This window comes from Acidobacteriota bacterium, assembly GCA_040754075.1.
Lineage (GTDB): Bacteria > Acidobacteriota > Blastocatellia > UBA7656 > UBA7656 > JBFMDH01.
Genome location: JBFMDH010000009.1, coordinates 108024 through 132679 on the forward strand (window position 1 = coordinate 108024; position 24656 = coordinate 132679).

Annotated in this window: 20 protein-coding genes; 13 read left to right on the forward strand and 7 right to left on the reverse strand. The window is 49.4% G+C overall.

Annotated features, from left to right (window positions below):
* Positions 1 to 72 precede the first annotated feature (72 nt).
* The 7 genes from AB1757_12095 (at position 73) to AB1757_12125 (ending at position 6882) form a co-directional block, all read left to right on the forward strand.
* Positions 73 to 1317 carry a dipeptidase gene (locus AB1757_12095; protein ID MEW6127769.1) on the forward strand — a complete coding sequence of 415 codons (1245 nt, stop codon included), beginning with the start codon at positions 73 to 75 and terminating at the stop codon, positions 1315 to 1317.
* A gap of 251 nt (positions 1318 to 1568) precedes the next feature.
* A complete protein-coding gene (locus tag AB1757_12100; protein ID MEW6127770.1) occupies positions 1569 to 2417 on the forward strand; it encodes a type II restriction endonuclease in 849 nt (282 codons plus the stop codon).
* Complete coding sequence (locus tag AB1757_12105; GenBank protein ID MEW6127771.1) at positions 2410 to 3312, forward strand: Dam family site-specific DNA-(adenine-N6)-methyltransferase; 903 nt, start codon at positions 2410 to 2412, stop codon at positions 3310 to 3312. Before AB1757_12100 ends, AB1757_12105 begins: the two co-directional genes overlap by 8 nt.
* A gap of 3 nt (positions 3313 to 3315) precedes the next feature.
* On the forward strand, positions 3316 to 4338 hold the full coding sequence (locus tag AB1757_12110; GenBank protein MEW6127772.1) for an ABC transporter ATP-binding protein: 1023 nt from the start codon (positions 3316 to 3318) through the stop codon (positions 4336 to 4338).
* 8 nt (positions 4339 to 4346) lie between these two features.
* Positions 4347 to 4889, forward strand: coding sequence for a hypothetical protein (locus AB1757_12115; GenBank protein MEW6127773.1), 543 nt, complete (start codon positions 4347 to 4349; stop codon positions 4887 to 4889).
* Positions 4890 to 4892: 3 nt separating this feature from the next.
* Positions 4893 to 5870 (forward strand): dipeptide ABC transporter ATP-binding protein, encoded by a 978-nt coding sequence (locus AB1757_12120; GenBank protein ID MEW6127774.1) that lies wholly within the window; start codon positions 4893 to 4895, stop codon positions 5868 to 5870.
* Between the two features lie 184 nt (positions 5871 to 6054).
* A complete protein-coding gene (locus AB1757_12125) occupies positions 6055 to 6882 on the forward strand; it encodes a YIP1 family protein (protein MEW6127775.1) in 828 nt (275 codons plus the stop codon).
* Between the two features lie 94 nt (positions 6883 to 6976).
* Here AB1757_12125 and AB1757_12130 read toward each other — a convergent pair whose 3' ends face one another.
* Both AB1757_12130 and AB1757_12135 read right to left on the reverse strand, forming a co-directional pair.
* Positions 6977 to 8236, reverse strand: coding sequence for an ABC transporter permease (locus tag AB1757_12130; protein ID MEW6127776.1), 1260 nt, complete (start codon positions 8234 to 8236; stop codon positions 6977 to 6979).
* A gap of 168 nt (positions 8237 to 8404) precedes the next feature.
* On the reverse strand, positions 8405 to 9631 hold the full coding sequence (locus AB1757_12135) for an ABC transporter permease (GenBank protein MEW6127777.1): 1227 nt from the start codon (positions 9629 to 9631) through the stop codon (positions 8405 to 8407).
* 158 nt (positions 9632 to 9789) lie between these two features.
* On the opposite strand from AB1757_12135, the gene AB1757_12140 reads away from it, so the two are divergent.
* From AB1757_12140 to AB1757_12155, 4 genes are all read left to right on the forward strand, one after another.
* Positions 9790 to 10983: a 1-deoxy-D-xylulose-5-phosphate reductoisomerase gene (locus AB1757_12140; GenBank protein ID MEW6127778.1), complete on the forward strand. Its 1194-nt coding sequence runs from the start codon at positions 9790 to 9792 to the stop codon at positions 10981 to 10983.
* Between the two features lie 27 nt (positions 10984 to 11010).
* Complete coding sequence (locus tag AB1757_12145) at positions 11011 to 11427, forward strand: ester cyclase (GenBank protein ID MEW6127779.1); 417 nt, start codon at positions 11011 to 11013, stop codon at positions 11425 to 11427.
* 695 nt (positions 11428 to 12122) lie between these two features.
* Positions 12123 to 12776 (forward strand): rhomboid family intramembrane serine protease, encoded by a 654-nt coding sequence (locus AB1757_12150; GenBank protein MEW6127780.1) that lies wholly within the window; start codon positions 12123 to 12125, stop codon positions 12774 to 12776.
* A 617-nt stretch (positions 12777 to 13393) separates the two neighbouring features.
* Complete coding sequence (locus AB1757_12155) at positions 13394 to 16669, forward strand: TonB-dependent receptor (GenBank protein MEW6127781.1); 3276 nt, start codon at positions 13394 to 13396, stop codon at positions 16667 to 16669.
* Between the two features lie 82 nt (positions 16670 to 16751).
* On the opposite strand, the gene ispG is transcribed toward AB1757_12155, so the two are convergent.
* Positions 16752 to 18002 carry a flavodoxin-dependent (E)-4-hydroxy-3-methylbut-2-enyl-diphosphate synthase gene (gene ispG / locus AB1757_12160; GenBank protein MEW6127782.1) on the reverse strand — a complete coding sequence of 417 codons (1251 nt, stop codon included), beginning with the start codon at positions 18000 to 18002 and terminating at the stop codon, positions 16752 to 16754.
* Positions 18003 to 18341: 339 nt separating this feature from the next.
* On the opposite strand from ispG, the gene AB1757_12165 reads away from it, so the two are divergent.
* Positions 18342 to 18662, forward strand: coding sequence for a YbjQ family protein (locus AB1757_12165; GenBank protein ID MEW6127783.1), 321 nt, complete (start codon positions 18342 to 18344; stop codon positions 18660 to 18662).
* A gap of 274 nt (positions 18663 to 18936) precedes the next feature.
* Positions 18937 to 19086 (forward strand): hypothetical protein, encoded by a 150-nt coding sequence (locus AB1757_12170; GenBank protein ID MEW6127784.1) that lies wholly within the window; start codon positions 18937 to 18939, stop codon positions 19084 to 19086.
* A 110-nt stretch (positions 19087 to 19196) separates the two neighbouring features.
* On the opposite strand, the gene AB1757_12175 is transcribed toward AB1757_12170, so the two are convergent.
* From AB1757_12175 to rseP, 4 genes are all read right to left on the reverse strand, one after another.
* On the reverse strand, positions 19197 to 19661 hold the full coding sequence (locus tag AB1757_12175) for a hypothetical protein (protein MEW6127785.1): 465 nt from the start codon (positions 19659 to 19661) through the stop codon (positions 19197 to 19199).
* 160 nt (positions 19662 to 19821) lie between these two features.
* Entirely contained in the window at positions 19822 to 21018 is a 1197-nt protein-coding gene (locus tag AB1757_12180) for a Xaa-Pro peptidase family protein (protein ID MEW6127786.1), read from the reverse strand.
* A gap of 288 nt (positions 21019 to 21306) precedes the next feature.
* Complete coding sequence (locus AB1757_12185; GenBank protein ID MEW6127787.1) at positions 21307 to 23013, reverse strand: S8 family peptidase; 1707 nt, start codon at positions 23011 to 23013, stop codon at positions 21307 to 21309.
* A gap of 55 nt (positions 23014 to 23068) precedes the next feature.
* Positions 23069 to 24469 (reverse strand): RIP metalloprotease RseP, encoded by a 1401-nt coding sequence (rseP, locus tag AB1757_12190; protein MEW6127788.1) that lies wholly within the window; start codon positions 24467 to 24469, stop codon positions 23069 to 23071.
* Positions 24470 to 24656 lie beyond the last annotated feature (187 nt).

The following is a 24656-nucleotide window of genomic DNA, read 5'->3' on the forward strand; positions in this document are numbered from 1 at the left end:
AGAAAGACTGCTGCCTGAGAAAATCCAAAATCATTCAGTGGAAGGTTGAAAAAAATTTGCCCGGAGGCTGTTATGAAACGTCTGTCTGCCGTTTTAATTGTTATCGTTTGGTTATCGTTAAACACCGCGCCACTGACTGCGCAACAAAATGGAGCGCTTTCCGAAAAAGCTAAAAAGCTTCATTTCTCTTCTATCGTTTTAGATACCCATATTGACGTGACGCCGAAACTGCAACGCAAAGATTGGAACTTTGCCGAAGAGCACAAAGACGGCGCGGTCGATTTACCACGCATGCAACGCGGCGGGTTGAATGGTTTGTTTTTTTCAATCTATATGTCCGGCACCGTCACCGGACCCAAAGCGGTGAATGATGCGATTGAACGCATCGCGGCGGTTCATAAACTGGCTGCTGATATGCCCGATAAAGTAATGCTCTGCGCCACTGCAACAGATGTGCGCCGCGCTCATCGTGAAGGCAAAATCGCTGCGCTGATGGGAATGGAAGGCGGGCATATGATTAATAACAGCCTGGCAATTCTCAGAATGTATGCGGCGCTCGGTGTGCGTTATTTAACGCTCACGCATTCGGTCAATACCGATTGGGCAGATTCGTCGGGCGACACGCCGAAACATAACGGACTGACGGATTTTGGCAAAGATGTGGTGCGCGAATTAAATCAATTGGGCGTGATGGTCGATATTTCACACGTTTCCGATAAGACCTTTTATGATGCGTTAGCGGTGAGTCGCGCGCCGATGATTGCTTCGCATTCGTCGTGCCGCGCTTTGTCTGACCATCCGCGCAATATGACCGACGAGATGATCAAAGCGCTGGCGGCAAAAGGCGGCGTCATTCAAATCAATTATCTCGATGGGTTCATCGGTAGCGAGCTTGCCGAATACAACAAAAAACGCGCGGCGATGATGCGCGAGTTGGAAAAAGACATTCCCGGCAGTGACCGAGAATCGATGTTGAAACGCCGCGAAGAAGCGACCAAACGTTTGGGCACGCCGCCGAAAGTCAGTTGGGAAGTCATCGTCGAACATATCGACCACGCGGTGAAACTGGTTGGCGCAAGTCATGTCGGTCTCGGTTCGGATTTCGATGGCGGTTCGATGCCCGTCGGCATGGAAGATTGCGCGCAACTGCCAAAGATTACCGAAGCCTTGCTTAAAAAAGGTTACAGCGAATCGGACATTAGAAAAATTTTAGGCGAAAACACGGTTCGCTTGCTCGCCGATGTTGAGCGAGTTGCGCGACAGTTGAAGGCAGAAGGGGAGAAAGGGAGAAAGGGAGAAGGGGCAAAAGCAAAGTAGTCTGCAAAATGATTTGTATGCATCCGACACCGGACTCCAGACTCCAGACTCCAGACTGTTTTTTATGGATAACATTCTCGAAGTAAAAAATCTCAGTACCCATTTTTTTTCACGCGTGCAGGCGAAGTGAAAGCAGTCAGTGATATGAGCTTTGTCGTCGAATGCGCGCTTATTTGCGCGGCAATTGAAGGCAGAGGAGAGAAACAAGATACAGTGAAAGGGTGTGGAATTTTCATACTCTTGAAACCCTCATGAAAAAAGAGATTTTCCTACAGGAGTTAAGAGCATTTGTTAAAGGGTTGGATGAGTACGTTTCAACTAAGGATAATCAATGGACGGTCAAGGGATTTATAGATGTTTTCAAAAACATCTATACGATTTCAGCAGATACAAAGATCGTTTCTAAGATTCTCGAAATTCACCTGCTTCCAAAATTGTTGGAGTTTGCTCAAGGTCAGGGTTTTAAAATAGTTTTACCAGACCATCAGAATTATTACCCTGATATATCGTTTGTTTATGCGGCTGATGAATCAATCAAGTATGCTTTGGATTTCAAAACAACTTATCGCTTGAGTGATTACCCAAATCATTGCAACGGATTTACACTCGGTTCACATGGGGAGTATTTCATCAATCGTTCGAGTCGGAAAAATATTCAATTTCCCTACAAAGAGTATTCCGGTCATTTCGTACTCGGCGCAATTTATACAAGAACTGCGCCGGAACAACTCAGTGAAACCCAAGTCGCCGGACTTAATCAACTGCGCTCGATAACCTCGGTCATCAAAGATATACAATTTTTTGCCAACGAAAAGTGGAAGATTGCCAGCGACCAGAGAGGCAGCGGCAACACCGCAAATATCGGAAGCATTTCCAGTATTGAAGACCTCCTGACAGGCAATGGAATGTTCAGCCAACTGGGCGAGCAATGGTTTGATGATTACTGGATGAATTATGGGAAAATCACTACTATTGATGAAACTGGCAAAGAAAAGAAAATCAAAACCCTCGCGGAATTCGCACAATTTCGTGGCGGTGAGGTGAAACTGATTGTGACCAGAACCAGGAAAACGAAGGTGAGCAAAAACCGAAATGCCTAAAATATATGTGCCGCCAATCAAATGTCAGGGCATAAAAACCAAACTCGTAAGCTGGATTATTGCGGCTACTCAGGGTGTTGATTATGAACGATGGATAGAGCCGTTTATGGGGTCTGGAGTGGTCGGATTTAATTTGAGACCGCAACGCGCTCTGTTTTGTGACCGAAATGTTCATCTGATTGGTTTTTATAATGCGATTAAAACGAATCGCCTTACCCCGACCCTTGCAGGAGAGTTTCTCGAAGATGAAGGCGCAAAGTTATCGCAAATCGGTGAGGCGCATTACTACTCGATTCGAGACCGCTTTAACAAAACGCAGCATCCCTTGGATTTTCTTTTTCTGAACCGTGCCTGCTTTAACGGGGTAATTCGTTTCAATCGTCAGGGAAAATTCAATGTGCCGTTTGGTCATAAGCCGAATCGCTTTGCCAAATCGTACATCACCAAGATCGTTAATCAGATTAAGTATGTTCAAAGCGCGCTTCAATACTATGATTGGGAATTCCGCTTGTGTGATTTCAAGGATTGTATAAAAGAAGCGAGCGAAAGCGATTTGATTTACTGTGACCCACCTTATGCCGGACGCCACACAGACTATTACAATAATTGGTCTGAACAAGATGAAATGGATTTAAGTAAATTGTTGAAATCTACTCGCGCTAAATTTCTGCTTTCAACCTGGCACAGCAATCAATATAGAGAAAACCCTGCAATACATACTGCCTGGAAAGATTTCTCTTTTATTACCAGAGAGCATTTTTACTACGTCGGCGCAAGCGAGAGGAATCGCAACCCGATGATTGAAGCACTGGTTCTGAATTATTCTTCCACTTTGGCAAAACCTGTTCAATCTCAAAAGCCGCAATATAGCGCGCTGAACTTATTTGGTGTTTGAGCAATGGATAACATTCTCGAAGTAAAAAATCTCAGTACCCATTTTTTTACCCGCGCAGGTGTCGTAAAAGCGGTGAATGATGTGAATTTTGCTATCGAACGCGGGACGACCTTGGCGTTGGTTGGTGAATCCGGCAGCGGCAAATCAGTTACCAGCCTTTCGGTGATGCGACTCGTGCAACCGCCCGGCGAGATCGTTGTCGGTGAAATTTTATTTAATGGAAAAGACCTGGTGCGGACAGGCCTTGATGACATGCGCAGGATTCGCGGTGCGGAAATCGCCATGATTTTTCAAGACCCGATGACTTCGCTTAATCCCGTTTACACCGTCGGCGACCAGATTGCCGAAGCCATTCGTCTGCATGAAAAACTCGATAAACGAGCCGCGTGGGCAAAAGCTATCGAGATGATGGAGCGCGTCAGAATTCCCGATGCGGCGCGCCGCGCCAGTGATTACCCGCATCAACTGTCTGGCGGTATGCGTCAGCGCGTGATGATTGCCATGGCTTTGTCGTGCAATCCCGAACTGTTGATTGCCGATGAACCGACCACGGCGCTTGATGTCACGATTCAAGCGGAAATTTTGGATTTGTTGCGCGGGCTGAAAAATGATTTTGATTTGTCGATGCTGCTCATCACCCATGATTTGGGCGTGGTCGCAGAGACCGCCGATAGAGTCGCGGTGATGTATGCCGGGCGCATCGTTGAAGAAGCCGGTGTCCGCGATATTTTTCATGCGCCGCGTCATCCTTATACCGAAGGCTTGTTGCGCTCTGTGCCCAAACTTTCAGACGCAGGGCTGAGGCAGCGACGCCTGGATACCATTGAAGGCACAGTGCCGAATTTATTGGCTTTGCCCGATGGGTGTGCGTTTGCGCCGCGTTGCGCTTATAAAATTGCCGAGTGCACGAAAGGCGAAATTCCATTGATAGAGATTAATCGGGAACGCCGGTCGCGCTGTCTTCGTTATGAAGTGATAGGCAACGAAGATGCCAAAACCCAAATCATCAAACAACGTGCAGGATAAAGGATCTTATGTATTGTCCAAAATGCGGTCACGAACAGGCTTCCGAAGCGATGCGCTTTTGTTCCAAGTGCGGGCTGTCGCTTGATGGTGTCAGCGATTTAATTGAGACCAGCGATGTGCGATTTCAACGCGAGAAGAAAGAGGTCAGGGGAATCGGTATGTTGATTGGCACGGTGATGATTCTGCTTTTCTATTATTTGATGTTTGGCGCATTGACGCTCCCGAAAATTACCGATGAAGATGTGTTTGCCGGATGGTTTATCGGGCTGTCCATCGCTCTGCTTTTGGGAAGTATCGGACTCTACAATCTCATCAGTAGTGGTTTTTTTCGTAAATTCAAAGAGAGACGAATTAAAATTCATCTTGAAAGACTAAAGAAGCGAGAACGCCAACTGGAAGCGCGCCTGAAAAATAAAATGATTGAGGAAAAACCTGGGTTACAGATGAATGACACCGCGCAGATAAGTGAATCTTCAAGCATCACCGAAGCGACGACGCGCAACCTTGAAGAAAATTATCGAACCCCTGAAAGCTTGCGAAACGCCCAATAAATAATGACAAACGATACACTCATCGAAGTAAAAAATTTAACCAAATATTTCCCGGTTGGCGCCGGGCTTTTCGGCAAAGGCGCAGAGGTCGTCAAAGCCGTTGATGATGTGAGCTTCACGATTCGCAAAGGCGAAACTTTTGGACTGGTGGGCGAATCGGGTTGCGGCAAATCGACTACCGGGCGTTGTATTCTGAGACTCATTGAACCGACGAGCGGCGAGGTCGAGTATGAGGGCAAAGATTTTTTGTCAGTCGGCAAAGAACCTTTGCGTCAACTGCGGCGCGATATGCAAATCATTTTTCAAGACCCCTATTCGTCACTCAATCCGCGAATGCGTGTCGGCAACATCATCGCTGAACCGTTAGTGATTCATAAAGTCGGCAGCAAAGCGGAACAACGCGACCGCGTCGAAGAGTTGTTGAAACTCGTCGGGCTTGACCCGTCGCACGCCGAACGTTACCCGCATGAGTTTTCCGGCGGGCAACGTCAACGCATCGGCATTGCGCGGGCACTGGCGTTAAAGCCGAAATTTATTGTCTGTGACGAGCCGGTTTCGGCGCTTGATGTTTCCGTGCAGGCACAGGTCGTCAACCTGTTACAGGATTTGCAGGAGCAACTGCATTTGACCTATTTGTTCATCTCGCATGGGCTTTCGGTGGTTGAACATATTTCGACGCGCGTCGGCATTATGTATCTCGGCAAACTGGTTGAAGTCGCATCAAGCGAAGAGATTTTTAAAAACCCGCTGCATCCGTACACGCGGGCGTTGCTTTCGGCGATTCCGCAACCCGACCCCGATGTGAAACGCCAACGCTTGCCGCTTACCGGTGAAATCCCTACGCCGATTAATCCGCCATCGGGTTGCCGGTTTCGCACCCGTTGTGCGCTTGTCGAACCGCGTTGTGAAGAGGTTGAACAACAGTTAATCGAAGTCAGTCCAGATCATTTCGTCGCCTGTCAGGTGGTTGCGCCACATTGATTGCGAATTGCGGATTTTGCAAAATGGTCGTTTCTGTTATAGATTGCCCGCACTTTTGCGCGCAAAGTCAGTAGCCCTGGCATCAGCGCGGGCGTTTGAAAAAACGTAAGCCACATTACTTTACTTGTTACTTCACCTGGCCCTCCCTTATGGTCGGGCTACTGATGGTATTTAGGAGGAGATTATGGAACAACCGGAAAATCAAATTGAAGCTGTACCAACTTACAGTGCGCCAGTTGCGCCGCAACCAGAAGTACAGCCCGAAGAGCCTGCACAGATGAACTGGTTTCAGCGTCTCATCGGGGTGCTGCTTTCACCTACGGAAACCTTCACAGACGTCAACCGCAAGCCGACAATTATTGCGCCGATGATTATCGTGATGGCGCTGGTCATCGTTACGATTGGCCTCACGAACTGGAAGCTTGGCCCCTTTATGGATGACATCATGCGGGCGCAAATTAAAAAACAACTTGAGCGGCAAAACGTGACCTTGACCGAAGAGCAGATGGCGCAACAGATGACCCTTGCTAGAACGATTAACAAATTTATGCCCTTTATTGGCGCGGCTTTTGTGCCGATTATCTATCTCATCATTGCCGGACTCTTTGCATTAGGCATGATGATGATTCAAGCCAAAGCCACCTTCAAAAAAATCTACTCGGTGGTGCTGTGGACATTTGCAGGACTTGGCATCGTCGGCAATGCAATTTACTGGGGCGTGTTGTTTATGAAGGATGAAGAGGCATTGCGGGCGATGGATGTTCAAGACCCGACCGCAGGGGTGCCGACAAACCTGGCGGTGTTTCTCGATGCCGGAACCTCGCCTGCAATCAAAGCCCTCGCCGGTTCGATGGATATCATCTCTTTCTGGACAATTGCCGTGCTGTCAATCGGGCTTGCAGCAATCGCCGGTTCAAAGAAAATCAAACCCGGAAAGACGGCGATGATTGTTATCGCTTTCTGGGCGATTTATGTAATTGGTCGAATGGGATTGGCTGCTTTGCGTGGGTAGTCTCTTAACGAAAAACTCTACAGAAGTGGTTGAAATCTGGCAATGATTTTAACCACTTCTGTAGAACGATTTTCAATTAAAAATTTTCAACACTTCACTCATACCTTAACGCTTCAATCGGGTCGAGGCGCGCGGCTTTCATTGCCGGCCAGATGCCGAATACTAACCCGACCGAACAGGACACCACGAAACCTGTGATGATTGCCCACAGCGGAATCACCGAAGGCAAGGTCGGCGCAAGCATTCGCAAAATCAAACTCACCAGCCAACCGACAAAAATGCCAATCAACCCGCCGGTTCCCGTTAGCGTGATCGCTTCGGTTAAAAATTGCCAGATAATATCGCCTTTTTTCGCGCCGATAGCACGCCGTATGCCAATCTCTTTGGTGCGCTCGGTGACGCTGACCAGCATAATGTTCATTACTCCAATGCCCCCGACCAGCAACCCCGCAGCCGATAGCGGCACGACAATCACGCTCGCGCCATAAGCGATTTGATTCAAAATATCGAAAATGCCTTCGGGGGTGGTGAGTCCGAAATTATTCGGTTTATCTGCCGGAACGCCGCGACGACGGCGCATCAACTCGGTTACTTCATCGGTCATCCTGCCGAACTGTTTCGGTTTGGATTTAACCGTGATGGTGATTTCCTCGATTTCGGGATGTTTGGATTTGACGGTGGAAAACGGAATGAGCAATTCGCGGTCTTCGACAGCATCGCCGCCAAACAGTCCGCCGGGCGCTTTATCCATCACGCCTATAATCGAAAAAATTTCGCCTTCGACTTCAATCTCTTTGCCAACCGGGTCGATTCCGCCGTAAAGGGTTTCCGCGACGCTTGCGCCGATGACCGCTACCTGCGCGCGATGTTGTTCTTCGGAAACGGTGAAAAATCTGCCCGATTGGATATAGACATTGCGCAAGCGGTCATAATTGCTCCACACGCCGAGGATGAGTGGACGATTGGCTTCAACGCCTTTGTATTTGACAACCGGTGACACCCCGAATGGCGCAAAAGAACCGACAACGATTTGCGGGGTCGCGCCTTCAACACTTGGTAATTCGGCAACCGCCTGCGCGTCTTCAAAGGTGATGTCTTTGCGCATACGCTCTTCCTGCGACGGTCTGCCGCGCATGCCAATCGAATTCATTTTCGATACGAAAATTAAATCGGGACCAAAGCGTTCGGTCTGATCAATCACGAACTGGCGCAAGCCGGTTAAAAAAGATGAAATCGCGATGACCGTCATGACGCCGCCAATCACTCCAAGCATGGTGAGCGCCGAACGAATTTTGTGCGTCCGCAAGGTGTCGAACGCCATTAAAATATTTTCGCCTACTTCCTGAATATACATATTTAAAGTAATGAGGACTGAGGACTGAGGACTGAGTTGCAAAAAGGATGAAGTCTGAAGGCAGGACGATGAACTACGGTTTTTAATTTTGATGCTTCTTGTTTATCCTTCATCGTTCATCCTTCATCGTTTCAGGAAAACTCAGTCCTCAATCCTCAGAACTCAGTCCTAATCTGCCCGCAGCGCCGTAATCGGGTCGAGTTTGGCGGCGCGGTTCGCCGGATAAATTCCGAAAAACAGACCCGTGAGCGTAGAAACAATGATAGCGATAAATGGTGCCCAGAAGGGAATGGCGACCGGAACCGGCAAAAATTTTCCGAGTATGGTCATTACCGTAATTGCCATCAACAATCCGACAATGCCGCCCAACAATGACAACATCGAAGATTCAACTAAAAATTGCACCAGGATGTCGCGTCGCGTCGCGCCGAGCGATTTGCGTATGCCGATCTCTTTGGTGCGTTCCGTAACCGTCGCCAGCATGATGTTCATAATCACGATGCCGCCAATGACCAGCGAAATGCCGACTACAGGAAAAGCCACGGAGGCTACGGTTTTGGTAATCGAGCCGAACATTTGTTCGGTAGTTTCATCGGTGACCACCGAAAAATCATCCGGTTGATGGAAATCCAGTTTATGACGCGAACGCAAAATGACGCGCACCTGATCCTGGACATCCGAAGACGGCACATTATCGTGCCCGCGAATCACAAACGTCAGTGAACGACGGCTGCCAAACACTTTCAAATAGGTGCCAATCGGAATGTGTACGAAATTATCTTGAGAAAAACCGAGCACCGTGCCGATGGCTTTGGCGACGCCGATAACCGTATAGGTATAGCGCCCGATTTTAATCTCTTTGCCTATCGGGTCTTCGGTTGGAAAAAGTTTGGTGGCGACCTCTGCGCCGATATAAGCGACAAATCTTCGCGATTCATCATCGGCTTCGCTGATATAACGACCCTGCACGACTTCAACATTGGTAACAAAAACCACATTGGGCGTGACCCCTTGAATGCCGACGCCTTCAACGGCGTTGTTGCCATATTTGACGATTTGCGAACTGCCGTCCTGTGCGGCGATGTTATCGGCAAGTGTTACATTTTCACGAAGCGCGTAAAGGTCATCCATTTTGAGGTCGGGATTTTTACGCATGGCTTCCATGAATTTATCGAAATCACCGAAATTCATGGCGGCTTTTTGAATGCGAAAAACTCCTGAACCGAGGGTGGCGATTTTTTCTTTGATGTAAACGTTTGCGCCTTCGATGACGGTTGCCACTGCGGTGACGACAAACACTCCGATGATGACGCCGAGCAGAGTGAGAAAAGCTCGCAATTTATGAGCGAGAATCGAAGATAAGGCAATGGCAGCGGCTTCAATAATTTTATTCATTCGGCATCGCAAACTTTGGGATTAATTTACTGATTGAGACATTGGGATTATAACAAGCACATAAGAAGAGACAAGGAATTTGCCGAAAAAGCCGCAATCTGCAATCTTTGATATTGCCACGAATGGCGTGATAGAATGCCGCCGCCACGGGTAATTTTATGAGAAAACTCAGCATTCTCGGCTCTACAGGTTCCATCGGTCAAAGCACACTTTCGGTGGTTGATTCGCTCACCGGGCAATTTCAAGTCATCGCGCTTGCCGCAGGCAAAAGCCTCGATGAACTCGCTAAACAGATTGTGCGTTATGCGCCCGAACTGGTTTCGGTGGCAAGCGACGGTGATATACAACTCTTAAAAGAAAAGCTTCGTGATGCGAATGTTCATCGCTTGCCGGAACTGGTAAGCGGCGAAGCCGGATTGGTTGCGGTTGCCACGCACGCCGATGTTGATACGGTGATTTCGGCAACTGTCGGCGCGGTCGGATTTTTGCCAACCTACGAAGCGTTGCGACTGGGTCGCCGTGTCTGTCTTGCCAACAAAGAGACCTTGGTGATGGCTGGCGAGGTGATGACCAAAATCGCCTGTGAATCGGGCGCCGAACTGTTGCCTGTCGATAGCGAACATAACGCTTTGCATCAATGTATGCGCGGCGAAAAGAATGCTGAAATCAAGCGCTTGATTTTAACCGCATCGGGTGGCCCGTTTCGTGAGAAATCGGTTGAAGAGATGCGCGAAGCCACCGTAGAGCAGGCGCTTGCGCATCCGACCTGGCAGATGGGCGCGAAAATTACTATCGATTCGGCGACCTTGATGAACAAAGGTTTGGAAGTCATCGAAGCTCACTGGCTCTTCGGTTTCGGCGGCGACAAAATTTCCGTCTTTGTGCATCCGCAATCCATCGTGCATTCGATGGTCGAGATGATTGACGGTTCGATTATCGCGCAACTCGGCGTCACCGATATGCGCTTGATGATTCAATACGCCATGACCTATCCCGAAAGACTGCCGACCGATTTGCCCGCGCTCAGTTTTGAGAAACTCAGCAAACTGGAATTTTTTGAACCTGACTTTGTGCGCTTTCCGTGCCTGCGTCTGGCTTACGATGCCATGCGTGAAGGCGGCACTACGCCAGCGGCAATGAGCGCCGCAAATGAGATTGCGGTTGCAGCGTTTTTGAATCGCCGCATCAAGTTTATGGAGATTCCGCGCATTATCGAAGAGACCATGAAGGCGCACCAGAAACAGGCGTGTTCGAGTATCGAAGCGATTTTGGAAGCCGACCGTTGGGCGCGCGCCTTTGCCGAAACTTTAGTGAACAATAGCTTGTCGGTTGGTAAACAGAGCATCAAGTGAACGGTTTTCAGTTGAAAGGAAGAGTTTATGCTTTCTGAAGCGGTGCGTGAGTTTCGCGAAAAAAAGGTTCGTGAACATATGGAATCCGAAAATGTTCAGGATTTCGCCACCACCATGACGACCTTTTCGCATCCGCATTATGAAATTATTCCCACAGATAAAATCTACGATGGTGAAGCTGAGGTCGCCGAATATTTTCGTGAAAGCCGCCGGGCGTTTCCAGACCAGCGCAACGAATTGATTTCTTTGCGCCACAGCGATGATGCGGTGATTGTTGAATTCTGGTTGATGGGAACGCACAAAGGCGCGCTTGCGAATTTGCCGCCGACCGGTCGCCAGTTTCGTTGCCGAATGACAGCATTTTTTATCTTCGATGATAAAGGCATCGTTTGTGAGCGGGTCTATTTCGATTCGGCAACCATTCTTAGGCAACTGACAGCTTGACCATGAATGATTGAGTTCGACTTTGCCAGCCTGTTGAATAAGCGATCATTTAATCGAAGCATCGCCGCATCTGATTCATTAATCAATTCCATCCCGAGCCTTACATCAAGCACCAGATTTCGATGCGCAACCGCGCGATTGCTGCGTAATGATGCCGGTAATAAAGCCAGCGACTAAGCGCCAAACCAGCATACAAAGGGAAAGAGCAACACTTTGACGAATGGGTTTAATTCGTCCTCAGCCAACGAACTACTTTGTATTCGCCGCTTGAGTTCTGCCGTCATTGCCCTCTCCTTTCTATGCTGGCTTCGCTCGTAAAGTAAATTGGCAAGAGGTATGCCAAGGGCGAATTTTTATGAGTTCCAAACCCCACAGACATCGCGCTATCTCATTTAGCAGCCAACAGTTTTAAGCAGTTCTGCGCGAGCAGTTTTATTTGGCGCTGAGAAACTTCTGTCGGTAAATCCTTCATAATTTATTTTTCGATTGCTGCATAAAAAAAATACAAGCTGAAAAAAAATAATCTGTATGTGTGAAATACAATGCGCGATTTTTTAGAAATCAGCATAGCGGTTATCAAATAAATAAACTGCATAGGTGGCTTTTATTGTGGAAGCTTTTCGGTCTGCAAATTGCAGAAAGGGAAGCGAGCACAAAATTGGGCGCTGAAAATAAAATAGAAGGAGAATAAAAATATGTTATTCCCAATCGGCGATGATAATTCGACCAATAAGACACCGGCTATGGTTACTTATGGGTTGATTGCCTTGAACGTCATTTTCTTTTTTGTCGAAATGAATGGCGGCGAAGCGTTCATTCAACAATGGTCAGTTGTGCCGCGCCGATTGTTGGCTAATCCGGCTGCGGATTTTCCGACGGTACTCACTTCAATGTTTATGCATGGGGGATGGCTGCACCTGTTTGGCAATATGCTCTACCTTTGGATATTCGGTGATAATGTTGAAAACCGCTTCGGGCATATCAAATTTCTCATCTTCTATTTGCTCTGCGGGATCGCCGCGACAGTTGCGCAGGTAGCCGTCAGCGCCAATTCGACAATCCCGAATCTCGGCGCCTCGGGTGCCATCGCCGGTGTTCTCGGCGCTTATATTGTGATGTTCCCTAAAGGGCAAGTAAGAGTCTTGATCGGGCGGGGGATTGCCACCTTGCCGGCGTTTGTGGTGCTTGGACTATGGATTGTTTTGCAGTTTTTTAGCGGCATCGGTTCGATTACGGAATCGGCGCAGACCGGCGGCGTCGCTTATATGGCACACATCGGCGGCTTTATTGCGGGACTCATTTTAACGTTTATTCTGGGCGGTGGGCGGCGCACTCAGGCTGCGGTTTAACCGGCATATAAAAAATAATGATTGAAAAAATCAGGTTGAGCGGGCAATACCGCTCTGAAATCTTCGCTTCTAATATTGATGAGAATCTGTAAGGTGATGAAAGGCATTTATGTTTCTGCCTGCTAAGGCTTGGTTGAAAACCTTTTCGTAAGCAGCATGTAATTTTGCCAGTTGGTAATAAAGATTGCTCCTGGACTTGTTCGCTAATATCCTTACACGAGTTTGTTGATTCAATATTTTGAATAATCGTCCAATATATTGAATCGCAACTTTTACAACTTTTTACATCATTCCATTTTTTTGAAGATATATACAAAACTTTGAACGGCAAATTCTTCAGTCTCACTTGAGTTGAAATACAATTATCGAAAACAAAGCGGTTAATGAAAAGCCGCAGGCTGGCATAAACTTTGCTTTTTAAACGCCCGACTAACCCAGCTTGTTTGCGCCTCAACTCAAACATCTTACCAGGAGTTAGAGTACTTCCACGCAACCAGCCTTGTTGTACGAAGAGGGGCAAAAAGCGACAAACAGAGTTACGCTGAACAACCAGATACCCGTGTGTGCATAGGTTGTCAGCAACTTTTCAACTGAACCCTAGGAGTAAAAAAAACTATATGAAAAGTAAGTCCCTAATTCTGACCATCATTCTGTTGATTGTCTCGGTGCCGGGTCTGGCGCAGACCAGTCGCGGCACGGTCACAGGACTTGTTACCGATTCATCCGGAGCGGTAATTTCCGGCGCGACGGTTACCTTGACCAATAATCAAACTGCGGTGACCCGAACAACCGCCAGTAATGATGAAGGACTCTATCGTTTTGATGCAGTTGATCTCGGCACTTATTCGGTGAAAATTACGGCTCCGAGTTTTGGTGCCGTAACGAAAACCAATATTGTCGTAAGCGCCAATCAACTTGCCACTGTTGACGTTCAATTGACGCCAAGCGGTGGTGATGTCGTCGTCGATGTGACCGCTGGCGGCGGCGATCTGTTACAAACCGCAGCGCCGGTTCGCGGTGGTAACATCGAAGAGAAAAAAATTGTTGAACTGCCGATTGCCAGTCGCAATCCGGTTTCGCTTGCCTTGACTTTGCCCGGCGTTTCCACCAATCGCTTCGGCTTTGGGGTGGGAACCTTTTCCGTCAATGGCAGTCGCGGTCGCTCGAATAACTTTTTAATTGACGGAACCGAAAACAATGACATTTCGGTTGCCGGTCAAGCCTTTCAAATTACCAACCCGGATGCGGTTGCCGAAGTCTCGGTGCAGACTTCAAACTATGACGCGGAGTTTGGTCGCGCCGGTGGCGCGGTCGTCAATACCATCACCAAAGGCGGCACCAACAATTATCATGGCACCGTCTCTTACCTGGTTGAATCCACACGCTTCAATGCGATTACCAGCAATGCAGCGCTCAATCCTGAAGTGCAACGTCGCAAGCGTCCGCTTCCGGGCACGGATCAATTTTTTTCCGGCACTTTCGGAGGCCCGATCAAACGCGACCGCACCTTCTTTTTCGGCGCGTTTCAGGAAGAACGCACCAAATCTTCGGGAACCATCAATCTGGTGACGCTTTCGGCGGCAGGTCGCGCGAGCCTTCGCGCGCTGTTTCCGCAAGGCAGCAACAGCAATGTGGACACTTATCTGGCGGGCACTGAGGGTGTCAATGCAACCAGTCAATTTTTCACACAGGATTTAGGCAACGGGCGCGGGCCAATTCAATTCGGCACTGCCATCGCTTCGTTCCCCAATGAATTCCGTGACCGTCAATGGCAAGCGCGTATAGATCATCGCCTGGGAGAAAACGACCAACTTTCGGGACGTTACCTGTTCGATGATCAGGATGCGCCAACCGGCGGCGGCGGCGGCTTCCCGAGTTTTATCACCAGCAACAAAAATCGCTTTCAGAATTTCCTGATTGCCGAAACCCATGTCTTTTCAACCTCGCTGACGAACGAATTGCGCCTTGCCTACAATCGCATTACCCTGGCATTTCCAAACGATGCCAGCAATTCTCTGGCGCAGACCTTGCCCACCATCGATCCGGGCGCGCCGTTCAGCAATGTCGGAGTTGCCACCAATATTCCGCAAGGGCGCATTGCCAACAACTATTTGATTCAAGATACCGTAACTTATATTCGCGGCAATCACACTTTCCGTTTCGGCACGGAATTGACAAAGCAACGTTCGCGACAGTTTGCGCCGATTGTTGAACGCGGCTTGTTGACTTTCCGTTCATCGCCGGGCAGGTCGGATTTTGCCAACTTCGTGGATAATTTCGGCGGTTCCGGTGGCGGCGCGCGTCGCGATTTCGGCAGCGCGGCTTACTATCCCGAACTGTTCCGCCAAGGTTATTTCGGGCAAGACCGTTGGCGCGCAACCGAAGAACTGACCTTGACGCTCGGCTTGCGTTACGAATATTTCGGCTTGCCGATTAATTCGATTCGCACGGCGGCGTTTACCGGGTTGTTCAATGTTGACCCGTCCACATTCCAAGGGCCATTCAGCGAGCCGAACGAAGTGGAAGCGGATAAAAATAATTTCTCGCCAACCCTTGGCATCGCATACTCACCGTCGTTCAAAGAAGGCTGGCTGCATCGCATCTTCGGCGACAAACGTTCGGTGATTCGCAGCGGCTACCAGATTGGCTACGACTCGTTCTTCAACAACATTGCGTCAAACGCGCAAACCTCTTCGCCCAATGTAGTGGCAACCAATGTGCCGTCGACGGTGAATGCTGCCAACCCGCGCGGACTCACCAATGTTTCGGGTTCATTGCCACTGGTGGCGCGCGCTTTGTCGCCGCTTGATTCGCAGACCCTGGTGCTGGCGAATCTGGTGAATCCTTACTATCAACGCTGGTCGCTTGGCATTCAAAGAGAATTGCCCGGCAATTTCCTCTTTGATGTTTCTTACGTTGGTTCAAAAGGCACAAGACTGTTTATCAATGAAGACCTCAATCCGCTCGTGCCTGCGAATTTGCGCATCACACCTGCGGGTTACACCGGACCGATTTCAGGTCGTCTCGATAATTTACAGGGGTCGCGGTTGATTCGCTCCAATGGCGGTTCGTCAACTTATCACTCAGGGCAACTTCTGGCGCTACGTCGTTTTGCCAATGGCTTAACGATGACTGCCGCTTATACCTATTCCAAACTGATTGACAACGCCAGCGAAGTCTTTGGCGTTGGCGGTAACAACCAACCGCAACAAGCGGCGGTGCCGTCAATTTTCGGCGGACAGGCGCGTGAACGCGCGGTGTCGCTGTTTGACCGCACCCATCGCGCTTCATTCACTTATGTGTATGAACTGCCGTGGATGCGCGAACAGCATGGCGTTCTTGGTCGTGTGGTGGGCGGATGGCAAGTTGCCGGTGTCACCACGTTTGAATCCGGTGTGCCGTTGAATGTCTCGAACGGACAGGATGCCGACAGCATTGGCGGCAATCTGGATCGCCCGGACTTTAATCCCAACGGACAGTTCGGGGTTCGCGCTGTACCGAACGCCGCAAGCCCGACGGGGTACATCAACCCGGATAACAACAACGCGCCGATTGACCCCAGTCAGGCGATGTTCATCGGCATTGCTGCGAATTCCGGTCGCACAGGCAATCTCGGACGCAACACTTTGCGCACGCCGGGACTCAACAACACCAACCTGACACTGACCAAACGGGTATTGATTACCGAAGGCCAGCGCATTGAATTCCGCACGGAATTCTTCAACGTTTTCAATCATCCGCAATTTACGAGTTTGAGTTCGAGTGCTTTTGCCTCCGGCTCAACGACGATTTCAGCAAGCGTTTTCAGCTCACCCGCCGGACGTTTTCTGAGATCGGATTTTGCAGATGGCGGCGGACGTGTGGTGCGCTTCCAGTTGAAATACTTGTTCTAAGTAATAAGGCGTGTCAGTAACCCGACCGTGAGGGAGGGCGTTCAATGAGTAAAGGGCGAAGAATTTTCTTCGCCCTTTTTATTTACCCTTGAAAAGTCGCTGGTTGGATTCCTTGAATGGTCGCGTAATGCGAATCAATATACTCATCGAGAATCCGAATAAATTCGGGAACAATCGTTGCCCCTTGCAGAGTTTTAAACATTCGCCCGTCAACATAGACGGGAGCGCGCGGCTCTTCACCCGTACCCGGAAGCGAGATGCCGAGATTCGCGTGTTTCGATTCGCCGGGACCATTGACCACGCAACCCATCACCGCAACTTTTAATTCTTCAACGCCGACGTAAGTTTCACGCCACTCAGTCATTTTTTCGCGAATGTAATTTTGAATGTCTTCAGCCATCTCCTGAAAGAGCGTGCTGGTGGTGCGCCCGCAACCCGGACACGCGGTGACGAGCGGCATAAAACTTCTCAGTCCCATGGTCTGCAAAATCTGCTGCGCGACTAAGACCTCTTCGCTGCGGTCGCCGTTGGGTTTTGGTGTAAGCGATACGCGAATGGTGTCACCGATGCCGCGTTGCAGTAAGACGCCCATCGCCGCAGTTGAAGCGACAATGCCTTTGCTGCCCATCCCGGCTTCCGTGAGTCCCAGATGCAATGGATAGTCACAACGCGCCGCAAGGTTTGTGTAGATGGCAATCAAATCCTGAACTTCGGAAACTTTGGCGCTGAGGATTATCCGGTCGTGACCAAGACCGCATTCTTCTGCAAGTTCGGCGGATTCAAGGGCACTTATGACAACCGCTTCGTGCATGACTTCGCGGGCATCTTTGGGACTGGCGCTGGCGGCATTTTCATCCATCAAGCGGGTGAGCAAGGTTTGGTCGAGCGAACCCCAATTGACGCCGATGCGCACCGGCTTATTATTTTCGATAGCGACTTCAATCATTGATTGAAAATTTTTGTCGTGATGTTTGCCTGCGCCGACGTTGCCGGGGTTGATGCGATACTTGGCAAGCGCACGGGCGCATTCGGGATACTCTTTTAAAAGAATGTGTCCGTTGTAATGAAAATCGCCGATGATGGGAACCGGGCAGCCGCGCTCTGCAAGGCGTTCGACGATGTGCGGCACGGCGGCGGCAGCCTGTCTGGTGTTGACCGTGATGCGGACGAGTTCGGAACCGGCGCGAGAGAGTTGTTCACATTGCAAAGCGGTGGCTTCTATATCGACAGTGTCGGTGTTGGTCATCGATTGCACGACGATTGGATGACCGCTGCCAACTTGAATGCCGCCGACATCAACGGCAACCGAATTTCTTCTTTGAATAAATGACAAGCGTTTGACTCCTCAAACAGGATTCAGGATTCGGGATTCAGGATTCAGGTTTTAATTTAACCGAATCGCAAATCGCCTATTCCATCGAATGCAAAATTGTAACGGCTCGGATGCTGTGTGGCAAAGTTGGGTTTTCTCATTCGTCAGATGTAAAAATCATTTGCGTCAGCACGATGCGCAACGCGACAGCAATAACAGTTCGTGATAAAGTTGCGAAAAACAGACAGCGAAAGGGAATTGAAAATGAACGATAGATTACAACACCTGGACAAAGCCCAACAAAGTGTCACCCCTGAAACCCCCTATTCAGTAGCTCAAGGCTACAGGCTTTCACACCACATGGTCACCACGGCATTTAACCTTGAAGGATTTCGCATCGTCAGACAATTAGGTGTGGTGCGCGGCATCACTGTGCGTTCGCGTTCGATTTTCGGAACGCTTGGCGGCTCACTGCAAACCATCGTTGGCGGCAATATCACCGCGTTTACGAAATTGTGCGAACAGGCGCGCGCCGAAGCCTTTGAAATTTTGATTCAACACGCTAGCGAAATCGGTGCCAATGCAATAGTCGGCATGCGTTATGACGCGACGGAACTGATGAGCGGCGTGAGTGAGGTTTTAGCTTACGGTACGGCTGTGGTTGTTGAGCCGATTGAATGAGCGCAGGTTTTGTATAGCTTTATGATTTGCGATGGATGTTATCTATCAAAGTTGCCATTGCCGAAGGGGCAAAGGAAGTTAGCCTGTGGTAAAGCCACAGGTTAATGAGCAAGGCAAATCTTTCGCGCCCCCCTTCAGAGCCAATGCCATTAAGTTAAGGAGAATTACTTACCGGGAGCGCGGACGTCCACGTCCGCTGGTGGGAGAATGCGGACGTGGACGTCCGCGCTCCCAGTCTTAACTTAATGGCATTGCCCTTCAGGGCGCGGGTGCGATGACGACGATGGCTTCATTGAAAGAGATTGCGGCAAGCAAAGATATGTCTTACGAAGCATTGTTGAAATTTTATATTGGACAAGGGCTGAGAAAAGACATCGCCAAACATTTTTCCGAACGAGTGTTAAAGAAGACCGAAAAGTTTTAACAAAACATCTGCAATCGCAGGAATAAGTCGCCGCGATTTGGCGAGAGATTCGTGATGAAGCAGTTGCATGAAATGCGTTGACTGAAAATGAAATCAAGAACAGTTTTAATTCAATCTCCGAATTTTGGCTTGCGGCGGTTCTTCAAAATATAAGTGCCGTCGCAAATTACCCCGTGACCAAAACCGCACGCGAAATCTGCGCCGCTTTGTCTGACTATCACTTTGTTGGCTTGAAAAGTAAAAGTAATTTCACAACCCTCTTCACTGTATTCAGTGGTTTTGAAAACCGCTACGCCATTTTTGACTAGGATAGTGCCGCCCGCTACACCTGAATTGTATGAGGGCGCGCCGCGATTGAATTCAATCTCAAATTCGATTTCATCAGCCGATTTTTGCAAGACTTTAAGCAAGCCGCCCGCGCCGCGTTTATAAGTAACTTCATAGGTGCCCGTGACATTTTTCGGCGGTATATTTGATTTTTGAAATCCCGCAAAGGCGAGCACCATAAAAATCAATATCGGAACAAGCGTATAAATTTTCAGATGGCGAACCTCTTTTCCAATGCGCGAATTCATAACCGATTCCTTTATTTGAAGTGGAGTGATTATGATTGCTTTGAAAGAAATTTCCAAACCCAAGGCATGAAAAAAACGAGCCTTGCGAAATATCAAAGAGATACTCGCAAGGCTCGTTAAACTCGCAAGACTGGCTAGACTCGCCGGACTCGCCAGACGATTACGCCAAAATCGCGACGACTGCGGTTTGCGGATGATCGCCGGTGACGCGGGCTTCGCCTTCGGCAACATACATATCGATTTCGCTGCGCACGCCGAATTTGCCTTCCTGATAAACCCCCGGCTCAATTGAAAAACAGGTGCGCGGAATCAACACGCGGCTATCCTGCGTTTCGAGATTGTCAATGTTTGCGCCGTTGCCGTGAACTTCTGTGTGAATGTTATGCCCTGTGCGATGAATGAAGTAGTCGCCATAACCCGCTTCCCGAATGGTGTTGCGGCAGACATCATCAACTTCCCAACCATGAATCGTGCGCCCTTCGGCAAAGGCTTGTTTGACGAAATCAATTGCCGCGTCGCGACCGCTGCGCACCACCTGAAAAACTTTGTTGACTTCATCAGGAATCGTTTCACCAACGAACCCCGTCCAGGTGATGTCTGCATACACCGAACCGGGTTTATCCAATTTCGCCCACAAATCAATCAACACGAAATCGCCTTTATTGATTGGCGAGCAGTGGTCTTTTTCGGGTCCATAATGCGGCATGGCGCTGTTGGCATTGACGGCGACAATCGGCGGGTCGTTGGTAATCATGCCGCGCGAAGCGAACCTGTCCATAATGAATTGCTGGATGTCGTATTCGGTGGTCGGAATATTTTCTTTCATGCGGCGTCCGATTTCCGCGAAGGCTTCTTTGACGCTGGCATAGAGACCGCGCGCCGACTCTTCGTGCATGGCGAGTTGTTCATCATCCCACGCGGCTTCAAATTGTTGAACGAGGTTTGCCGAGGTAATTGGTTCGACGCCGAAAGAGCGGATGAGTTCGATGGTTCCCGCATCAATGCGCGAAAGATAGGGAATCGCTGCATCGGGCGAATACTGCATGGCGACGCGCGGTTTGCCATTGGGATTTAAAGCGAGCAAGGCTTCTTTCAAGGTAGCGTGCAGTTGTTGCCAGGGCAAATAAATTTTTTTGCTGCCCGGCAGATGGTCAAGCGTGCCGCGTTCGATGGAATGCACGATTTTTGTCGGTTCACCTTTGGCGGGTACAACATAAAACCAGCGACGAGTGGCGAGGTGCCCGCCGGTTGGAAAGCGCAGGATGTTTGCGGCAATCGGGTCGCTGCCTCTGAAACTGTAAAACAACCAACCGTCGAGACCTGCTTCCTGCAAAGCGTTTTGAATTTTCTCTATCAAGTTTTTTGCCTCCGAGTGGAATGTGTATAAATGCTGATGCGGTTCAGACTTTTCGATTAACATAGTAAGCAGGAAAAATTTCTTTGACAAAAAACTACTGGAATTTCTTAGGAAATCCGCTATCTCGTGTCAAGGAATTTTTTCGGTTCTACTTAATTCAATATGCCTTTAAGTTCTCCTTGCCTTGGCTCTTTCACCGCAGAGGCGCAGAGAAGGCGGAGATGGCGCAGAGCAACCTGAGTTATTTCTCTGCCCGAAGTCGGTTTTTCAAAAAGCCTGTCGAATAAATTAAAATCTGCGCGTGAAACTGAACGCGGTTGAGCGCGCGCCGGTGTTGGGATTAAATGCCGTAATATTTACAGGCGTCCCGACCGGAAAAGTCGCTGCTACACCGGCTTTCCCAAGTTTCACAGCAATGCGTGTGAATGAACCATTTGCTAATGTAAAAGCCGAATCGAAACGGCTGCGACCAATCTGCACGCCGTTGACTTCGATGACGGTTTGCGAATCGACAAATCCAAGCCCATCGATGAAAACGAATTTGCCGCTGAGGGTCACGCCGCCCACTCCCAGAGAAGGAACCGACGGGATGTGATTCATCAACGCATTAAAGGCATTGGCGCGACCCGATGATTTGATCTTTGAAGCCAATGGCAAAGTCGGTTCGGCTGTGGTGATGATGCGTTGTTTGATTTGTTCGGGCGTCAGCGACGGTTCGCGTGTGGCTAAGAGCGCCACGATGCCTGTCACATGCGGCGCGGAAAACGAAGTGCCGCTTTGCGCGCTATAAGCCAACGCCTCAGGTAAACCTGCAAAGCCACGCGGCACGGTTGTCAGTACGGCAACCCCGGGCGCGGCAACGCTCACGCTTTCGTGTCCGAAATTTGAAAAAGTCGGAAAGGTGTCGGTGATATCGACCGCCGCAACCGACAGGGCATTCGGCAGCGAACCGCCCCACGAGGCAGGGTATTCCGGCGCGGCATCGAGGTCATCACCGTTGCGATTGGCGCCGCAATCGCCGTTTCCGGCTGAACTCACAAAAACGATTCCGGCGTTACCGGCTTTATTGATGGCTTTTTTCAAACTCTTGGAAAAACTGTCATTGCAACTCGCCCCGGTCGGTCCCCAACTGGCATTGATGGCGCGGACATTGACGCCTTTATTTTTTTGCGCGATGGCGTAATTGATGGCTTTGACCGCGCCCGCGGTATCGCCCGAACCGTTGCTGATAAATTTGAGCGGCATCAGTTTCACATTCCACGACACCCCGGTGATTCCTGCGCCGTTGTTGCCGACTGCGCCGATGACTCCCGCAACCGCTGTACCGTGCGCATCAAAGGTGACGCTATCGAATACGCGGTTGTTGTTATCGAAAAAATTCCAGCCGTTCACATCATCAACAAAACCGTTGTTGTCATCATCAAGGTTGTTGCCGGGAATTTCGGCGACATTCGTCCAGATATTTCCTGCAAGGTCAGGGTGTTGAATATCCACGCCGGTGTCGGTGATGCCAACGACGACATTATTGCTGCCGGTGGTTAAATCCCAGGCGCGGGTTGCAGAAATATCTGCGCCTGAAACCGTTTGGTTGAACAGTCCCCACATTTCGTTAAAGCGTAAATCGTTGGGAACGGTTTCCGAAGGTTTGAGAATGAAATTGGGTTCGGCATATTCGACACGCGGGTCGCTTTCCGCCTGACGAATCGCCTCATCAATCGAAAGGCTGTCGTCGAATTCGACTTTAACAATACCGAGGCGTGGTTGCCGCTCAACATCAAGCGATTCGGTGCGCAAGCGTTGGTTATTAAAAATCTGTTCGGGAATCACCGAATCATTGACGGACTGGGCAAAAACATCTTTGAACTTAATCAGGATTTGATTTGCCACATAACCGCTATCGGCTTGACTCAACTTTTTAGAATAGGCGGATTTTTGCGGAATGAGCAAAAGGACACAAAGCGCAAGGCTCAGGAATAACAATGCGTACTTCTTCATTGAAAGAAAACCTCAGACAGAATAAAGATGCGTGTGGGAGAAATTGCCTGCGGAGTTATTTCTCCGCAGGCTTCGGTTGTTCAACTTGTTGCTGCACAGCAGGCGCTTTTTTGCTGCTGATCTTTTTGGAAATATCGTTGTAGATGATAAAGCCCATCAATAACATCAATGCCACGAAGCCGACTTGAATCATCTTTTCTTTGATTTTGATGGTGAGCGGCAATCCGAAAAACCCGAGCACTGCTTCAAGTCCGAGCATGAAAATCAATCCGCCGTCGAGCACCGGGATCGGGAAGAGATTGAAGATGCCGAGATTGAGCGAGAGCAGCGCCATCAGCGAAAAGAGCACGATGGGTCCGGCTTTTACCGCCTGGCTGGAAAGTTCGGCGATGCCGACGGGACCAGAGAAGGTTTCGCCGACTTTGCGTTTGCCTTCAAATATCTGACCGATGGCGGTTGCCGTGAGTTTCACCATTCGCCAGTTTTCTTCAAACGAATAGGGAATGGCTTCGGTGAGTGATTTGGTTTTGACGATTTTGTCGAATTGCGGCGACGGCGCAAACCCGATTTTAAATTTGCCGTCCATCATTTGCGGTGTGGGGGTGATTTCAACTTCGCTGCCGTTACGCTCAACGGTTAATTGAACCGGTTGCCCGTTGCTGTTGTTAATCGTGGCAATCAATCGTTCAACCCCTTGACGACTCTGTTCAAGCGGTTGCCCGTTGGCGCTTAAAATCACATCGCCTTCTGCCAGACCGGCTTGAGCGGCAGGGCTTCCGGGCGCAATACTGGTTGCAGTAATTTTCGCTTTATCCTGAATGAAACCGTGAATGCCGATTTTATCCGACCCCACATCTACAGTTTTAATTTCCAGGTTTAAGTCTTTGGTTTGGTCGCCGCGTTTGACGGTCACCGGAACCGTTTGCCCGGGACGGACAATCGCGTATTCATCAACATCGCGCCAGGTGGGATTCGTCAGGTCGCCTATTTTCATAATGGTATCGCCGGATTGAAATCCTGCGGCGGCAGCCGGTGAACTGGCTTCGACCGAATAAATCTGTGCGGGTTGGTTGCGGAAGGCTTCCTCTTCAAAATAGAACATCGAAACCACAGCCGGAATCAGTAAGGCAAAAAGAATATTGACCGCAGGTCCGGCAACCGCGACAAAAAACCGTTGCCATTTCGGCTTCGACATGAATTCATAAGGTGCGCCGGTGACCTGTTCATCCAGATTTTCACCCGACATCTTTACATAACCGCCGAGCGGAATCAGGCTCACCCGATAATCGGTATCCCCACGTTTAAATCCGAACAGACGTTTACCGAAACCAACACTGAATACTTCCACGCGAATGCCGAAATATTTTGCCACAATAAAATGTCCGAACTCGTGTATGACCACCAACGGTCCCAAAACGAGCACGAACGCCAGCGCCATCATAAAATAATCGCCCAAAATAAGCTCTCCTTTATAATCCTGTTCAATACTTGCTAATAATTATCTCCAGCCCACATAAGCAGAGATGCCTAATTCACCCGTTAAGTTTATCGTAGCCGCAAACCCATGTCTATAGGTTCGTGCGTTAAAGCTTGACACTGCTTGCAGGTGTCCCTTTTAATACGGCGCAAATTTAAGCCAGTGG

Excerpts from the sequence above, each read along its gene's own strand:
- AB1757_12095 (MEW6127769.1), top strand. The coding sequence starts at position 73 with ATGAAACGTCTGTCTGCCGTTTTAATTGTTATCGTTTGGTTATCGTTA.
- AB1757_12100 (MEW6127770.1), top strand. The coding sequence starts at position 1,569 with ATGAAAAAAGAGATTTTCCTACAGGAGTTAAGAGCATTTGTTAAAGGG.
- AB1757_12105 (MEW6127771.1), top strand. The coding sequence starts at position 2,410 with ATGCCTAAAATATATGTGCCGCCAATCAAATGTCAGGGCATAAAAACC.
- AB1757_12110 (MEW6127772.1), top strand. The coding sequence starts at position 3,316 with ATGGATAACATTCTCGAAGTAAAAAATCTCAGTACCCATTTTTTTACC.
- AB1757_12115 (MEW6127773.1), top strand. The coding sequence starts at position 4,347 with ATGTATTGTCCAAAATGCGGTCACGAACAGGCTTCCGAAGCGATGCGC.
- AB1757_12120 (MEW6127774.1), top strand. The coding sequence starts at position 4,893 with ATGACAAACGATACACTCATCGAAGTAAAAAATTTAACCAAATATTTC.
- AB1757_12125 (MEW6127775.1), top strand. The coding sequence starts at position 6,055 with ATGGAACAACCGGAAAATCAAATTGAAGCTGTACCAACTTACAGTGCG.
- AB1757_12130 (MEW6127776.1), bottom strand. The coding sequence starts at position 8,236 with ATGTATATTCAGGAAGTAGGCGAAAATATTTTAATGGCGTTCGACACC.
- AB1757_12135 (MEW6127777.1), bottom strand. The coding sequence starts at position 9,631 with ATGAATAAAATTATTGAAGCCGCTGCCATTGCCTTATCTTCGATTCTC.
- AB1757_12140 (MEW6127778.1), top strand. The coding sequence starts at position 9,790 with ATGAGAAAACTCAGCATTCTCGGCTCTACAGGTTCCATCGGTCAAAGC.
- AB1757_12145 (MEW6127779.1), top strand. The coding sequence starts at position 11,011 with ATGCTTTCTGAAGCGGTGCGTGAGTTTCGCGAAAAAAAGGTTCGTGAA.
- AB1757_12150 (MEW6127780.1), top strand. The coding sequence starts at position 12,123 with ATGTTATTCCCAATCGGCGATGATAATTCGACCAATAAGACACCGGCT.
- AB1757_12155 (MEW6127781.1), top strand. The coding sequence starts at position 13,394 with ATGAAAAGTAAGTCCCTAATTCTGACCATCATTCTGTTGATTGTCTCG.
- AB1757_12165 (MEW6127783.1), top strand. The coding sequence starts at position 18,342 with ATGGTCACCACGGCATTTAACCTTGAAGGATTTCGCATCGTCAGACAA.
- AB1757_12170 (MEW6127784.1), top strand. The coding sequence starts at position 18,937 with ATGACGACGATGGCTTCATTGAAAGAGATTGCGGCAAGCAAAGATATG.
- AB1757_12175 (MEW6127785.1), bottom strand. The coding sequence starts at position 19,661 with ATGAATTCGCGCATTGGAAAAGAGGTTCGCCATCTGAAAATTTATACG.
- AB1757_12185 (MEW6127787.1), bottom strand. The coding sequence starts at position 23,013 with ATGAAGAAGTACGCATTGTTATTCCTGAGCCTTGCGCTTTGTGTCCTT.